This window comes from Mucilaginibacter sp. NFX135 (assembly GCF_048565145.1).
Taxonomy (GTDB): domain Bacteria; phylum Bacteroidota; class Bacteroidia; order Sphingobacteriales; family Sphingobacteriaceae; genus Mucilaginibacter.
Genome location: NZ_CP183412.1, coordinates 2,457,686 through 2,472,014, shown reverse-complemented (window position 1 = coordinate 2,472,014; position 14,329 = coordinate 2,457,686). Strand labels below are relative to the sequence as shown.

16 protein-coding genes are annotated in these 14,329 nt (G+C 40.5%); all 16 read left to right on the top strand.

Translation table 11 applies throughout. The features are described from left to right. Window positions 1-13: 13 nt before the first annotated feature. Window positions 14-1,345, top strand: coding sequence for a hypothetical protein (locus ACNURT_RS10560; protein WP_419701719.1), 1,332 nt, complete (start codon window positions 14-16; stop codon window positions 1,343-1,345). A gap of 167 nt (window positions 1,346-1,512) precedes the next feature. Next, entirely contained in the window at window positions 1,513-3,915 is a 2,403-nt protein-coding gene (locus ACNURT_RS10555; protein WP_419701718.1) for an ABC transporter permease, read from the top strand. Window positions 3,916-4,274: 359 nt separating this feature from the next. Further along, window positions 4,275-4,877 (top strand): phosphatase PAP2 family protein, encoded by a 603-nt coding sequence (locus tag ACNURT_RS10550; protein WP_419701717.1) that lies wholly within the window; start codon window positions 4,275-4,277, stop codon window positions 4,875-4,877. Between the two features lie 146 nt (window positions 4,878-5,023). Further along, the gene (locus ACNURT_RS10545) at window positions 5,024-5,503 is read left to right on the top strand and encodes a hypothetical protein (protein ID WP_419701716.1); all 480 of its coding nucleotides are present in this window, start codon (window positions 5,024-5,026) and stop codon (window positions 5,501-5,503) included. A 21-nt stretch (window positions 5,504-5,524) separates the two neighbouring features. Further along, the gene (locus ACNURT_RS10540) at window positions 5,525-6,190 is read left to right on the top strand and encodes a hypothetical protein (RefSeq protein ID WP_419701715.1); all 666 of its coding nucleotides are present in this window, start codon (window positions 5,525-5,527) and stop codon (window positions 6,188-6,190) included. Beyond that, window positions 6,171-6,968 carry a sensor histidine kinase gene (locus ACNURT_RS10535; RefSeq protein ID WP_419701714.1) on the top strand — a complete coding sequence of 266 codons (798 nt, stop codon included), beginning with the start codon at window positions 6,171-6,173 and terminating at the stop codon, window positions 6,966-6,968. The genes ACNURT_RS10540 and ACNURT_RS10535 overlap by 20 nt, the downstream gene beginning before the upstream one ends. Before the next feature lie 185 nt (window positions 6,969-7,153). Then, on the top strand, window positions 7,154-7,801 hold the full coding sequence (locus ACNURT_RS10530; RefSeq protein WP_370996624.1) for a response regulator: 648 nt from the start codon (window positions 7,154-7,156) through the stop codon (window positions 7,799-7,801). A 359-nt stretch (window positions 7,802-8,160) separates the two neighbouring features. Continuing rightward, window positions 8,161-8,475 carry a hypothetical protein gene (locus tag ACNURT_RS10525; protein ID WP_370996623.1) on the top strand — a complete coding sequence of 105 codons (315 nt, stop codon included), beginning with the start codon at window positions 8,161-8,163 and terminating at the stop codon, window positions 8,473-8,475. A 67-nt stretch (window positions 8,476-8,542) separates the two neighbouring features. Next, the gene (locus tag ACNURT_RS10520) at window positions 8,543-9,094 is read left to right on the top strand and encodes a hypothetical protein (protein WP_370996622.1); all 552 of its coding nucleotides are present in this window, start codon (window positions 8,543-8,545) and stop codon (window positions 9,092-9,094) included. A gap of 6 nt (window positions 9,095-9,100) precedes the next feature. Beyond that, on the top strand, window positions 9,101-9,922 hold the full coding sequence (locus ACNURT_RS10515; protein WP_370996621.1) for a hypothetical protein: 822 nt from the start codon (window positions 9,101-9,103) through the stop codon (window positions 9,920-9,922). Then, entirely contained in the window at window positions 9,907-10,326 is a 420-nt protein-coding gene (locus ACNURT_RS10510; RefSeq protein ID WP_419701713.1) for a thiol-disulfide oxidoreductase DCC family protein, read from the top strand. Before ACNURT_RS10515 ends, ACNURT_RS10510 begins: the two co-directional genes overlap by 16 nt. Window positions 10,327-10,364: 38 nt before the next feature. Beyond that, entirely contained in the window at window positions 10,365-11,213 is an 849-nt protein-coding gene (locus tag ACNURT_RS10505; RefSeq protein WP_419701712.1) for a lipase family protein, read from the top strand. 142 nt (window positions 11,214-11,355) lie between these two features. Beyond that, entirely contained in the window at window positions 11,356-11,610 is a 255-nt protein-coding gene (locus ACNURT_RS10500) for a hypothetical protein (protein WP_370996618.1), read from the top strand. A gap of 193 nt (window positions 11,611-11,803) precedes the next feature. Then, entirely contained in the window at window positions 11,804-12,622 is an 819-nt protein-coding gene (locus ACNURT_RS10495) for a DUF6597 domain-containing transcriptional factor (RefSeq protein WP_419701711.1), read from the top strand. Window positions 12,623-12,891: 269 nt separating this feature from the next. Continuing rightward, entirely contained in the window at window positions 12,892-13,272 is a 381-nt protein-coding gene (locus ACNURT_RS10490) for a YybH family protein (protein ID WP_419701710.1), read from the top strand. A 131-nt stretch (window positions 13,273-13,403) separates the two neighbouring features. Continuing rightward, window positions 13,404-14,177 (top strand): isocitrate lyase/PEP mutase family protein, encoded by a 774-nt coding sequence (locus ACNURT_RS10485; protein WP_419701709.1) that lies wholly within the window; start codon window positions 13,404-13,406, stop codon window positions 14,175-14,177. Window positions 14,178-14,329: the final 152 nt, after the last annotated feature.

Genomic DNA, 14,329 nt, shown 5'->3' with positions numbered 1-14,329 from the left:
TTAATAATCAAAAATGGGAGCAACTAAACCAATTACCGTTAATGGCCTGTTCAAAAATAAAAGCCTGGTAAGTATTACCTTTTTTACTATAGTTATCCTTTTGCTTTTGCCCAATCTTTTTACTCCCTTAAGGTTAAATACCGATGGCATCCGGTACCTCAAAATCATGGAATATCTTATCGGCAACCTCAATCAAAACAGCGACGCTGCACATGATTTTTTTCCGCATGGCTATCCCTGGTTTTTATTGGCACTCAACAGGCTTCATCTATTAAGTCCCTTATCTATTACTTTTATCAATATAGTATCGATATTGCTTGCTTCATACCTTCTGGCAATACTTTTAAAAATAGAAAACAGCCTGGTTTTTATCGCGCTAATCATGATCTCGGCCATCAATGTAAAACAATTTACACTACCTATAGCCGATGAACTTTTTACACTCCTCTTTTTAACCAGCATTTATCTGTGGACAAGTTTTTTCAAAAAGCACTGGTTCTATATCGTTCCCGCTTTGGCGGCAACCCTGGTTAGTTTATATGTACGCACGGCAGGCATAGCATTGGTTATAGGGATATTATTGTATTGGGTTTATTTAAGCAAGAACAGACTATTCGGGCGAAAAAAATTACTGTTGGTATGGCTGGGCTGCTTTATCATCGCCTTCGCGGCTTTTGTATCTCAACTTCCGCTGATTGAAAAAAGAGTAGCTTATATCAATCAGCTAAACCTGGGGATGATGGTGCATCATCCGGCATCAATATTTGAACGCTTAGCCATACATTTTAAAGAGCTTGGCGAAATCATGATCAACATACCGTACAGTAAGCTATCAACGGTGATTAACCCTGCTATGAGTAACTATTTATTGATAGCGACAGGCTTGCTCATGTGTTTTATTCTTTACAAAGTAGTTATAAAGCGGCAATTGGTGAATACCCCGGCATTTTGGGTATTTACAATTTACTTGCTGATGATTTTTATTTGGCCTTTTTATGACGCGCGTTTCTTAACCCCGTTGGTACCCTTACTAATTTACTCCGTATTTTATTACTTCGGCACCTTGCTTAAATCGGTACATGTCAAATACTGGTATGCTTTCATTTTTACGTTGTTCGGCTTTTTAGGCATTGCTTATTCCGATGCCTTATCATTAAGTAACACGTTTTTTTTAAAACATTATGGCACCGACGCGACATTAACAGATAAGTACAGAATACATTTTAACAACCAGTTGAAAAACACGCCTAATCCGCCGCATTACAATATTTATACAGATGAGGTTCTGTTTTTATTAGAAAAGTATGATGGCAAACCATTGATACCCAAGGTCAGTATCAATTAAAACCCCCAAACCATCATCTTAAAACCGGACGTTCACTGTATCAGAAGCGAACGTTTTTGTCAGGTATCAAAATCACAATATCCACATTATCAATTATTTAAAAACATGGTATTTATTTGGCTATCAAAAACCGACAATACTATGGTGCTATCTTAATTCATTAAGCTATGCTAAAAAACTACATTAAAACAGCCCTCCGGAACCTTGCCAGACATAAAAGCAACGCGATCATCAACATTGCAGGCCTTACCGTTGGCTTTGCCGCTTTTTTATTAATATTCCTGGTGGTTCAGTACGAACAGAGTTTCGACAGTTTTCATACTAAAAAAGACAGGATCTACCGGGTAGTGCGGACAGGAAGAGCTTCTGTTAACCCCGAGTACCGCACAGGTGTACCTGTACCGGTAACCTCAACTATACGTACAGAGTTACCGGAGGTTGCTAACGCAGCCGCCATTGTTAACACCGGCGGTCTGCAGGTGATTGTAACACCCAGGGATGGATCTGCACTGAAAAAATTCAAAGAAGCAAGCGGGTTCTTTTTCGCTGAGCCCCAGTTTTTCCAAATATTTGATTTCCCCTTAGCCGAAGGTGATATAAAAACGGCGCTTGCAGAACCCAATACAATACTCCTTACCAAGGCCAGCGCTTTAAAGTACTTTGGCAACTGGCAGGGAATTATAGGCAAAACCCTGAAAATGGACGGCGAATTTGTAAAAGTGACAGGCGTTCTCGAGAATCCGCCTGCCAATACCGATTTCCCTATTAAAGGCGTATTATCCTATATTACCTTGTTTAAAGCCGACAATAAAAACTGGGGAGGTATTAATGATGGTAATTATTGCTTTGTGGAACTTGCTAAAAACCACACTGTAAACCAGCTTAGCCGGGCGCTTAGTGGTTTTACCGATAGGCATATCAAACCCATAAACATGGGCTACAATCTTTCGCCCCAGGCGCTGAATGAGCTGCATTATGATGAACGGTATGGAAATTTTACCGGCCGCACTTTTAGCAAGGACCTGATACTGGCGCTCAGCCTTATTGGCTTATTCCTGCTTATTGTAGCCTGCGTAAACTTTATAAACCTTACCGTGGCCCAAGCTGTTAACCGTGCACGCGAAGTGGGCGTAAGAAAAGTTTTGGGCGGCAGCCGTACGCAATTGATATCACAATTTTTAGGCGAAACTTGTATCACCAGCCTACTGGCCATGCTCATTTCGCTCATTATTGCTGTTGTCACTATCCCTGCTGTTAATAATCTGCTCGAAATCAATCTTAGCGCATCAACCTTATATAGTCCTCACCTGGTCGTATTCCTGTTTGGGGCTTTATTATTGGTGTCATTTCTTTCCGGCTTTTATCCGGCGCTGGTGCTTTCGGGCTTTAAACCGGCAAGTGTTTTAAAAGGCGCCTCGGGTGCCGATCAAAAACAGGGCGTTATGTTCAGGCGGGGGCTGGTTGTTTTTCAGTTTGCGATTGCGCAAACCCTCATCATTGGTACGTTGGTGGTGGCTTCGCAAATGGATTATTTCCGCACGGCAAACATGGGCTTCAGAAAAGATGCTGTTATTTATGCGAGCTTCCCAGGCGATAGTCTCAGCCGCACCAAGGTCGATTATCTTCGCGATCAGTTAGCCAGGATACCCGGTGTTGAAAAAGTTGGATTCAGCATGTTTTCGCCGGTATCTGACGGAGGCGGCTGGGCTACCGACCTCAATAAAGAAGGCCATAAAGGTGTTAATCCGGATTTAATTGTGAACATGAAAATGGCCGATCCCGGTTTCTTCGGCGTGTATAATTTACAACTTGTTGCGGGCCGGATATACTTCGCAGCGGATACCATGCGCGAGTTTGTGGTAAATGAAACCGTAGTCAGAAAATTAGGTATCCAGAATCCCAAGGATGCTATTGGCATGCCTATCAACGTAAATGGAAAAACTTTACCAATAGTGGGTGTAGTGAAGGATTTTCATGCTAACTCGCTCCGCGACCCTATTGATCCGATAGTGATGAGCAGCCTTAAAAACGGGTATGGACTGGCCAACCTGCGGATTGATCTGAGCAAAACAAAATCGATCACCGCTGCAATGGAAAGTTTATGGAACAAGAACTTTCCGGAGTTTACGCTCGAGTACAAATTTATGGATCAAACCATTGCTAATTTTTACAAACAGGAAAATCAGCTTTCACAGCTTTATACTATATTTTCGGGTATTGCTATTTTCATTTCCTGCCTGGGATTGTACGGGTTGATATCGTTTATGGCTATCCAGCGTAAAAAAGAAATAGGTATCCGCAAGGTACTTGGCGCCCCGGTAAGGGATATCGTGATCCTGTTATCCAAAGAGTTTACCCTCCTGGTGATCATTGCATTTTTAATTGCTGCACCCCTTGCCTGGTACTTTATGCACCAATGGCTGCAGGCATATACTTACCACATCATGATCGGTATATGGTTTTTCGCCGCTACTATTCTGGCATCAGTATGTATCGCCTGGTTAACTGTAGGGTATACAGCCATAAAAGCCGCGTTAGCCAATCCGGTAAATAGTTTGAAGAATGAATAAAAATTCAGGGACTTTCGACCCTACTAAACCGTTATAGTTAGTAATTTTTTTATTAAAAAGATAATTATGGCCTATTGTACTATAAAATTTTTTTATATACTTGCGCCATCTATAAGGTAAGCATCCTGCTTACTTATTGTGATAAGGTTTAGGTTGAAAGTCCCCGGCGGCGAGCGCTTTGGGGACTTTCGTTTTTAAACAGTGTTTCAAAGGTATCTTATACCCATTTTACCCGTATTATCTCAATATTAAGTTTTAAGTTATTTTAACAACAAACCAAGGCTTAATAATGGCTTAAAGCACCTACATTTGAAATAAGCATCTTATATATTTACTGTTATACTAAACCTGCAATACCTATGACGCCGGTCCTAAAAACGTATTTTTTTTGCCTTCTTTTATTATTCATCCTGTTATTTAGCATCCCCTCACGGGCACAATCGGGCCTTCAGCAACTGGACGATCGTATCATGATCGATCTGCAAAATCACCGCACACCAGAACAAACAGGCGTGTTTATGTTTCTGTCGCGTACACATTTATATGGCGATATTGGTGTTCCGGTAGGTTTGCTGGCAGCAGGCGTGATCAGTAATGACAAACAAATGCGGCAAAATTCCTTATACGTGGCCAGCAGTACGCTGCTATCAAGCGGGCTTACATTTTTGATCAAACATATAGTTAAGCGCCCGCGCCCATTTATACAAAATATTAATATTGTGCCGGTTTACCGGGCTGGTAGTACCTCTTTCCCATCGGGTCATACTTCCAGCAGTTTTGCTACCGCTACCGCCTTATCCAGGGCATATCCTAAATGGTATGTGATAGCGCCTGCGTTTTTGTGGGCAGGCTCGGTAAGTTATTCGCGCATGTACCTGGGTGTACACTACCCTACCGACGTTGCCGCAGGTGCTGCGCTGGGTGTGGGATCAACTTTTATATTGCAGTCATTAAAAAAATAGCCGCTGGTTTATAAATTGTTTTACCCATAAAGAAAACAACCGTATGGCAAGCTGCGTAGAAATACGGTATAAAAATTTCAGGTACTTATACGCTTAGCTACTCCATTGCCATCCTATACATTTGCTATATAAAACTAAACACTACCATGGAAGACATCCAAACCCTAAAATTTTACTGGTTAAAATACGAGATCAGCGCTATCCAGACTTTAATCAACAACTCGCCTGGCATCGACTGTTTTGTATTTTCATACTTTTTTGCCAACACTACCGACGAAAGCACACCATTGCAATTGATATCATACGCACACATATCACCGGCTAACCAATACAGCAGCTATTACGATACTTTAGCAATTTATGACTATAGCGCACTGGATTTGGCCGGTCCGCTAATCATGAGCAATAATGTGATATCACTTGCTGATATGTTATTGCTCATCAACACCCCTGATCCTGATGGAGACAAGCCTGACTATCTGGTATTTAAGCCAGATACCAATGATAGCCGCCACGTTTATTACAATGTTGATCGCTACAAAAGGACCGGCACGGGTGATGTACACCAGCCGGATCCCACTGCCCCGATCAATACTAACCCATCACCACCAGCAACCATTAATTAAACCATCTGACCATATTCCCGAATGTTTAAAGTATTTCAGCTCGTTATTGATTGGTCAGAAGTTTGGGCGTTATTAATACCTATATCCTTATTACTATTGAAGAAACAGCCGGCTGTACTTAAGCCGGTTGTTTTTTACGTTTGGATAGCGCTTTTTATTAACCTGGCTATAGATCTGACCTGGAAGATCCGGACTATTTTACCTGCTGAGTACAACTCCAATAACTATCTGTACAATCTGCATTCGATCATACGTTTTTTTTTATTCTGCTTGTTTTTTATAAAACTGAATCAAGCATTTTTAACAACCGTAAAAAAAGTTATCCCGGTTTGCTTTTTGGTCTTTGTGATCATCAATTTCACCTTCTACGAAAATTTTTTTGATTACTGGAAGTTGAGCAGCCGCTTATTATCAGTTGAGGCCATTCTGCTGTTGTTTTACACACTACAATATTATTTATTTAAAATAAACGACCATGTAGGTGTTAACATTTTTAACTCCGACTTTTGGATAGTAACCGGTTTGGGTATTTATGTTACCATTAATTTCTTTATATTTCTTTTATACAATGAGTTAACTATACGTATGCAACATTTTGCAATTACTTTGTGGAATGCGCACAACATCTCTTACATTATATTTAACTTGTTTATAGCCAAGGGTTTTTATGAATCAAGGAAGCAATGATATTCGTTTGTTACTGGTAGTTGGGATTGCCGCCATGTTAATGCTTTTTATAAGCCTTTTACTAATTTTTATATTTACGCAACGCAAAAAGCTGCAGTATCAAAATGAGCTGCAAGCCATGCAAAACGCACAGAAAAACCAGCTGATAGAAGCCGCAGTACGGAGCGAGGAAATTGAACGCCACCGCATTGCCGAAGAGCTGCATGATGAGGTTGGTGCAATACTGGGCGCATCAAGCCTGCATTTTAACAGTGTCAGGATAGAAGAACCCGATGAAAGTAATCAAAGCCTCTATCAAAAAGGCAAAGATCTGCTTGATGAGGGGATCAACAAAATCAGGGGCTTATCGCACAGCCTGCACTCCAGTATATTACAGGAGTTTGGCTTAAATGAGGCCATCAGCCACTTTTGCAGCAAAATATCGCACGAATCTATCATCGAGATCAGCGTAACATTGGATAACAGCTACCCTACCCAGGTAGGGCAAAACGACATCAGTATTTATCGTATTGTGCAGGAGTTTATTCATAATATAACCAAACATGCCAAGGCTACAAAAATATTTGTACGGTCTATTTATTTGAATAAAACATTAATGATAACCATTACGCATAATGGTAAGGGTCTTACCCAGCCCCATTTTGAGGAACTGAGGTTTAAAAAAGACGGTCTGGGTTTAAAGAACATACAAAACCGGATAATTTTACTCAAAGCCGATCTTAAATTTTCGCACCATGCCGGCGGATACGCCATCGATATCTCTGTACCGATTAATTAGGAAATAAACTTTACGATAATTAGTATTTTTTTTTAATCACCGTATAAAAAAGCATTCATGCTATTCATTTTTTAATTAAATAGCCTAAACTATAGTATATACATAGCATATATAGCTTTTGGGAATATTTATTATTTTTTTCATGAAACTTTAATTATTTTTATGGTTTCAACCTAAAATAATAAATGCAAAAAATAAAAGTAGCCATAGCCGATGATTATGCCATATTCAGAGATGGGCTAAAAGTAGGGCTTAACCGGGATAAAAACCTGGAGGTGGTGCTTGAAGCAGATAATGGCGAGGAATTATTGCAGCAGATTGAACTCATACAACCTGATGTTATTTTAATGGACCTGAAAATGCCCATTATGGATGGAATGGAAGCTACCAAAAACATCCGCAAAAAATATGATAACATTAAAATATTGATAGTGACCATGTATGATGAAGCTAAATTCATTATACACTTAATGGAGAATGGAGCTAATGGCTATCTGCTTAAAAATGCCGATCCCAAAGAGATCCGCAAGGCCATTTACTCGGTTCATGAGGATGGCTATTACTTTAATGATATTGTAAATAAAGCCCTGCTCAAAAAGCTGGTTATTAAGGGCAATGTTAAACCATCATTTAATCAGGACGTTGAATTTTCTGAACGGGAGCTGGATGTTTTGAAAATGATATGTAACGAAAAAACCGCCTCCGAAATAGGCTCCGAGTTGTTTTTAAGTCCCCGTTCTGTTGAGGGCATCAGGCAGCGCATTATTGAAAAGGTTGGCGTACGTAACACCGCCGGTTTGGTAATGTTCGCGGTTAAAAACGGAGTGATATAAACACCTCTTATTATTCCATAATTTTCATCGTAAAATACATTTAGGTGGCTATGTCCCTTTAGCCGCTTTAATTTATCTGCTCTTTTTGTCACATTATCTGCTTGTTATCCCAGTAATTCTATAGTATTTAAGGCCTATTCTCATTTAAAATAAGCTCATAAATTCAAATTTTGCAACTACCTGCAAAACAAGTCATTGCGTACAATTCCTGATACTGCGTGAAAATACCCCATATCACGATTAAGTATTTATACTGTGGCAAAACGTATCGGCTCTCCCGTACTTTATGTTGTGCAATGAAGCTTCAAACAAGGCACATAAATCAAATTTATTTACATCTAATTTAAAAAAACAAGAAAATGGCAAAGTTAAGTTTAACCCATGCAGAATTAGCTGCATTAGACGCGCTGATCGCTGAATTAAAAGGCGATAACAAAACTGTAGAAGCAGAAGTTGGTTCGGCTTTATTTATCGCTGCTATAGCTAAAACAGCTATTGCGGTTACTAAAGTAGCTATTAAAGCAACCCCGGTTGTTGCTGATGTTACTGAAGTAGCTGCCGCCGCTCTTTTAGGCAAAGAAGCCCATGACGAAACCAGCAAAGCACTTCGCACACATGCAAAAGAAGGCGTGTCGCTGGAGCAGCTGATCGAGCTTCGTAAAAAATTCAATTAATTAAAAACCTATCAGGGAGAGCATCGGCCAATGCTCTCCTTGCTTTAATAACCAAAAAATTAAAATTATGATGGCAAAATTAGATGCGACTGTTGTTTATGAGATCATAGTAACAGTTTTCCTGGCCTTTTGGTTTTTGATAACCATCATTTGCCAGTTTAGAAATAACACTTTATCAAACTTTTTTAAACATAAGGTTGATGTGTTTGGCCTTATCCCATTGTGGACATTTTTTGCGCCTCATCCCGGTAAAAGAGATTATCACCTTTTGTACCGCGATAAAATAACCGAAGACGATTACAGCGAATGGCAGGAGATGGATATTACTGAGGAGCGCACCTTCTGGTCGTGGTTATGGAACCCCGAAAAGCGCGACAAAAAGATATTATCAGATGTAGTGCAGAGCCTGGTAACTATGATACCTGCTTACCGCAAGGAGGAATTAAGCCTCAACCTGCTCATGTTCTCGATGCCATACATTATTGTACTGCATGCGGTTAGCCAACGCAAAAAACAATCAGAAGATGTTTACCGCCAATTTATGCTGGCCGAAACATCAGGTTATCGAAAAGAAACCGATCCTTCATTAGTATTACTATCCACCTTTCATCAAATATAAACAGCCATGATATCATTTAACAATACCACACAGCTTATACTCCTTATCCTGAGCGTCGGCGTTTTTATATCGGCCATGGAGTATATCAAAAAGATCGAGGTTTTTTCATCCAACGGCCTGTTATCCTGGAACGTGATGCAGCTCAGGTGGAACAAACACGATCAAAAACCATTATTAAAACCGCTATCTAAATTATTTAATGAGCGCGGACTGGCCACCTTATTTCTTATCCGTTGCTGCCTTCTCATTTCGCTATTGTTTTTCCCAATGCAATCAACCCTGGGCTGGGTATTGTTAAGCTTATTAGGTTTGAGCCTGCTAACCAGTTCGCTGGTTACCTATTACGGCAGCGACGGATCTGATCAGATGACCATGCTCATTATCATCACCCTGGTGATATGTAATCTGCCGGGCTTATCCAGCCCCAGGCTAACCGAGATCGGACTGTGGTTTATTGGCCTGCAAGCTTGTCTGTCATATACCGTAGCAGGTATTGCAAAACTGGTATCGTCTGAGTGGCGCGGGGCTACTGCTATTAAAGATGTATTTTCTACAAAAACATACGGATCAAGAAAGGCTACCCTATTTCTTCAAAAATATCCTGCAGCCAATGGTTTCCTGTGCTGGAATGTGATGATCATGGAAACCCTGTTCCCATTGTGCTTATTTTTACCCTGGCCTTATGCCATGGTCTTCCTGATCTGGGGTTTTACATTTCATTTTTTTACCGCCCTTATCATGGGCCTGAATTCCTTTTTCTGGGCGTTTATGGCTACCTATCCTGCGCTTTATTTCATCAACCATCAAATGCCATGGCACCTGTTTTAGACCACAGCAAAGATATTATCCTGTTTGATGGTGTATGCAATTTCTGCAATAGTTACATCAATTATGTAATAGCCCATGATAAGGCAAATAAGTTTGCATTTGCCCCGCTGCAAAGCCGTACAGCTACACGCATGGCAGCCAGGTTTCAGACAGATTTTAAAACGCTGAACAGCGTGGTGGTTATCCATGGCGATGTAGTATACACTCATTCGGCCGCGGTAATTCATATCATAAAAAATCTGTCTACTATCTGGCTGCCAATGGCTTATTTAGCCCACCTGGTACCGCCTTTTATCAGGAACAGGGTCTACACCGCTTTTGCCAATAAACGGTATGTATTGTTCGGCCAATCAGAAACCTGCATGATACCATCGATACAAGTCAAAAACAAATTTTTAAACTAAAACCACCATCTAAAAAACCTATCAAAACACTTTTAACCATGAAAAATCAAAAATTTGGTGTTATGCCCCCATCCGCACTGGATTATGGGTATTTTGTAAAAGCAGCTTACGACGTTTACAATGTGTTACCCGATGTACTGAGCCCGACACAAGATCAGTACCCGGAGTTTCCAAGCGGTTACCGTTTGCTATTCAACATCCAGATGAGCAATTTCTTCGGGCCGATCTTAAAACCGGTTTATTTCGGATTTGCAGCTATAGATCTATCAAATCCTTCCAGCATCGTTATTGCTATCCGCGGGACCGTAGGCTGGATGGAATGGTGGGACAACCTGCATGCTTATCCTGTGCCATGCCCGTTCGCGCCTAACTCAGGTAATGTTGTGGCAGGATTTTTAGATCTGTATAACAGCTTGCAGGTTCTGGTGCCCGGCGCTTCATCATCAGACAAGGCCATTGCCTTGAGCGAAACCGTGGTTCCGGGTTTGAGAAGTGTATTTAACCTGGATAATTATACCCAGGTAACCGTAGCCGGGCATAGTTTGGGTGCAAGCCTGGCAACCTTATATGGCTTACACATGGCAGCCGCTAATAGCAAACGGTCGGTTGTTATTTATACCTACGCTTCACCATGTACCGGGAATCAAGACTTTGTTAATTATTACAATACTATTATTTCTGAAAGCTACCGCATATATAACGAACCCGATGTGGTGCCTAAAATTTTGTTGTGGCTGGGATATAGTGCAGTACCTGTGGGTTTCGAGCTTAATTCCCTGCTTGATCCAAACATAAAACAATCCATTGGATGTTACCATTATCTAACCACCTATCTGTATCTGTTAGGCGCACCGGCCAGTATTTTGGGCACCTGCGCAACAACCTAAGCCCTTAATCTAACATATATATACCTACCCGTGAAAAGCAAAGGCCCGTAATTGGAAACATTTATGGGCTTTGTTATTAACACATAATTCATGATGGCTTAAACATGAGTTTGCAGTATAATGCTATTATTAAAACAAAAAGATGCGCATCTCTTTTCCTAAAAAAATGTTTCAGCATTTTTATACCTGTCCGCTTGATCAGTTAGAGGAAGAGCTATCCCGTGCCTCTATCCGGATGAGGTTGCAGGACAGTCCCAAAACCGATGAAGACCGCACATTGTATCAAAATGAGCTCGACCGTGTGAGCGTGCTCAAATACATCAATCAATTACGCAAAGGGAAACTAACCCGTGAGGATTTTGGCCAGAAGGTAGAATTAGCCGATACCCCGGCATAAAAAATCTAAAACACTTCCGTTTTGTACAATTCCGAAAGCTTTATTCTTTATTTATTTGTGCTGTCTATTTTAAGTTAACTGAATGTAATAAGACATGCATTTAACAGTCAAACAGTTATTTTCCTTAACTTTATAAATAGATTGTTTGAAACAGATAAATTATCCTTGGGGATATGTTTTAATAGAACAATAGATGATATTTAAAGAATTTGCACCGGGTGAGCGGCTTAAGCCCTATATCAAATGCTTGTATTTTTACGAGTCGGGCTCGGCTGTAAACTATGATGACATTGTATTCCCCAGCGGTAATACGGAAATAATTTTTAACCTGGGGCAAGGCCATTGGCAGGCTAAAAAGGATGGCGCTTTTTATACCACCCCTCCTATTGAACTTTGGGGACAGATCACCAAACCGCTATCCATCAAATCAATAGGCGAAAATACGATGATGGGCGTACGGTTCTACCCACATTCGGCAGCATATTTTTTTAATGAAAGCGTGGCCGAATTTAACAACGAGGTTGTTGATGCCAGCGACCTGATGGGCGCATCGTTAAAAACCCTGTATGCCCGTCTGTTGGATACCAATGACCTGGATAAAAGAATAGCCCTGATTGAAGAATATTTATGGAGCAGGTTGGTATTGTTTGAAAAGAACCACCGCAAGATCAACTTCATTGGCCAGATTGTGCATAGCCTGTATAGTAACAACTCAGGCAACGAAAAAGTAGAAGCTATCTCGGTTCGTAACAATATATCGACACGCTATCTCAATATGTTGTTTTCGCAATATACCGGGCTCCCTCCCAAATTGTTTTGTAAAATAAACCGCTTTCAGCACAGCCTGAACCTGGTAAATACCAACGGGCAAAACCTAACCAACATTGCCTATGAATCTGGTTATTTTGACCAATCGCACTTTATCAGGGAGTTTAAGTCATTTACCGGGATAACACCCAATTCTTTTACTGCTCAGGCATCTCCCATTAACCAGGTACTGGCTGGTAATTAATATTCCTTTGCTATTTGACAGTCGAGCTTCCCACCCAACAGGAGAAAGCTATTGATATGGGTGTGAAAGTAAACAAGTGTGTAAACCTCCTCCTCAACTTTCCTTGAGTAACATTCTATCCGATGACGTGGGCTGTCACCCTGAGCCCCCTTTTTGGATAGCTGCCTCTTCAAGTATTATTCTAAAAAATCAATCAATCACTGCCGATTTGTACAATTTTCCGAGATCCAGGCGGTATAATTTTGTACCAACAAATAAAATCAACGAAAATGAAATCAGCAAAAACACCAGAAGAGGTACACGCCACATTAGCAAACGCCTTTAACACCGGAGATGTAAACACCGTATTGAGCATGTATGATGTTACCGGCATTATTGTTCCGGAACCCGGTAAACCTGTTTCCGGAAAAGAAAACTTTGAAGAAGCCATCAAAGGCATATTATCCATCAAGGGTAAAATGGATATTAAAACCGTTTACTGCATTCAAACCGGTGATATGGCTTTGGGCCGGTCTGAATGGAGCATTACGGATAATGGCGAGGTTAAAATAAGCGCCAAAGGAATTGAGGTAATGAAACAACAGGCTGATGGCAGCTGGAAAGTTTTGTTCGACCACGCTTTTGGCGCAGAAACAAATCTTGTCGCCTAATACCAGGAAAACAACAGAAAGGGCCGGCAAATCTGCCGGCCCTTCTGTTTTAATAAGCTAACACTTCCGTTTTGTACAATTTCCGGATAGCTAACTACCCTAGTTTTGTATCAACAATAATAAATAAGATCATGAACAATAAATTTGAAGAGTTTTTTGCCTTACACCAGCAAGCAGAACCATTATTAATAGGCAATGCCTGGAATGTGCAAAGCGCCAAAGTATTCGAGCAGAAAAGTTTTAAAGCTATAGCCACATCCAGCCTTTCGGTAGCGGAAACCTTGGGTTATGAGGACGGACAGGATATGAATCTGGAGGACTACCTGTTTGTAGTTAAACGTATAGCCGCTTCGGTATCCATACCGTTTTCTATCGATCTTGAAGGCGGTTATGGTGATACACATGAACAGATAGCCGGTAACATTATCCGGTTATACAATCTGGGTGTATCAGGTATCAACATAGAGGATTCAGTTGTAGCTAATGGACAAAGAAGTATTGAAAACGCCGGGATCTTTGCAGAAAAACTCAGGCGTATATGTCAACTCTTAGATGCAGAAAGTATAAAGATATTTATCAATGTGCGCTCCGATTCATTTCTGTTGGGTTTACCCAATGCTTTGGAAGACGCGCTTACCCGGATAAACCTATATCAAAATACGGGCGTACATGGCTTATTCTTCCCTTGCGTAAGCCAGATACCCGATATGCAAAAGCTTACCCAAAGCTCAAAACTTCCTATCAATGTAATGTGCGTGCCCGGCTTACCCAAATTTAAGGAGTTACAAGATGCTGGTATAAAAAGAATCAGCATAGGACCTTTTTTAAACAAAGCGATATATCAAAAAATGGGAACCACAATTGATCAAATGATTGAAGAAGGCAGCTTTGATAGTCTTTTTTAAATTACAACATCCTTATCATACTGTCAGGTGATCTTCGGCATGCTTACGAAGATCACCAAATTCAGTAATTAAACCATACTTGATAAAATTGGGTTTACATGGTTTGCATACAATAAAAAAAATATAGCAAATCTATATAAACTCGACTTATC

Excerpts from the sequence above, each read along its gene's own strand:
- ACNURT_RS10560 (WP_419701719.1), top strand. The coding sequence starts at position 14 with ATGGGAGCAACTAAACCAATTACCGTTAATGGCCTGTTCAAAAATAAA.
- ACNURT_RS10555 (WP_419701718.1), top strand. The coding sequence starts at position 1,513 with ATGCTAAAAAACTACATTAAAACAGCCCTCCGGAACCTTGCCAGACAT.
- ACNURT_RS10550 (WP_419701717.1), top strand. The coding sequence starts at position 4,275 with ATGACGCCGGTCCTAAAAACGTATTTTTTTTGCCTTCTTTTATTATTC.
- ACNURT_RS10545 (WP_419701716.1), top strand. The coding sequence starts at position 5,024 with ATGGAAGACATCCAAACCCTAAAATTTTACTGGTTAAAATACGAGATC.
- ACNURT_RS10540 (WP_419701715.1), top strand. The coding sequence starts at position 5,525 with ATGTTTAAAGTATTTCAGCTCGTTATTGATTGGTCAGAAGTTTGGGCG.
- ACNURT_RS10535 (WP_419701714.1), top strand. The coding sequence starts at position 6,171 with ATGAATCAAGGAAGCAATGATATTCGTTTGTTACTGGTAGTTGGGATT.
- ACNURT_RS10530 (WP_370996624.1), top strand. The coding sequence starts at position 7,154 with ATGCAAAAAATAAAAGTAGCCATAGCCGATGATTATGCCATATTCAGA.
- ACNURT_RS10525 (WP_370996623.1), top strand. The coding sequence starts at position 8,161 with ATGGCAAAGTTAAGTTTAACCCATGCAGAATTAGCTGCATTAGACGCG.
- ACNURT_RS10520 (WP_370996622.1), top strand. The coding sequence starts at position 8,543 with ATGATGGCAAAATTAGATGCGACTGTTGTTTATGAGATCATAGTAACA.
- ACNURT_RS10515 (WP_370996621.1), top strand. The coding sequence starts at position 9,101 with ATGATATCATTTAACAATACCACACAGCTTATACTCCTTATCCTGAGC.
- ACNURT_RS10510 (WP_419701713.1), top strand. The coding sequence starts at position 9,907 with ATGGCACCTGTTTTAGACCACAGCAAAGATATTATCCTGTTTGATGGT.
- ACNURT_RS10505 (WP_419701712.1), top strand. The coding sequence starts at position 10,365 with ATGAAAAATCAAAAATTTGGTGTTATGCCCCCATCCGCACTGGATTAT.
- ACNURT_RS10500 (WP_370996618.1), top strand. The coding sequence starts at position 11,356 with ATGCGCATCTCTTTTCCTAAAAAAATGTTTCAGCATTTTTATACCTGT.
- ACNURT_RS10495 (WP_419701711.1), top strand. The coding sequence starts at position 11,804 with ATGATATTTAAAGAATTTGCACCGGGTGAGCGGCTTAAGCCCTATATC.
- ACNURT_RS10490 (WP_419701710.1), top strand. The coding sequence starts at position 12,892 with ATGAAATCAGCAAAAACACCAGAAGAGGTACACGCCACATTAGCAAAC.
- ACNURT_RS10485 (WP_419701709.1), top strand. The coding sequence starts at position 13,404 with ATGAACAATAAATTTGAAGAGTTTTTTGCCTTACACCAGCAAGCAGAA.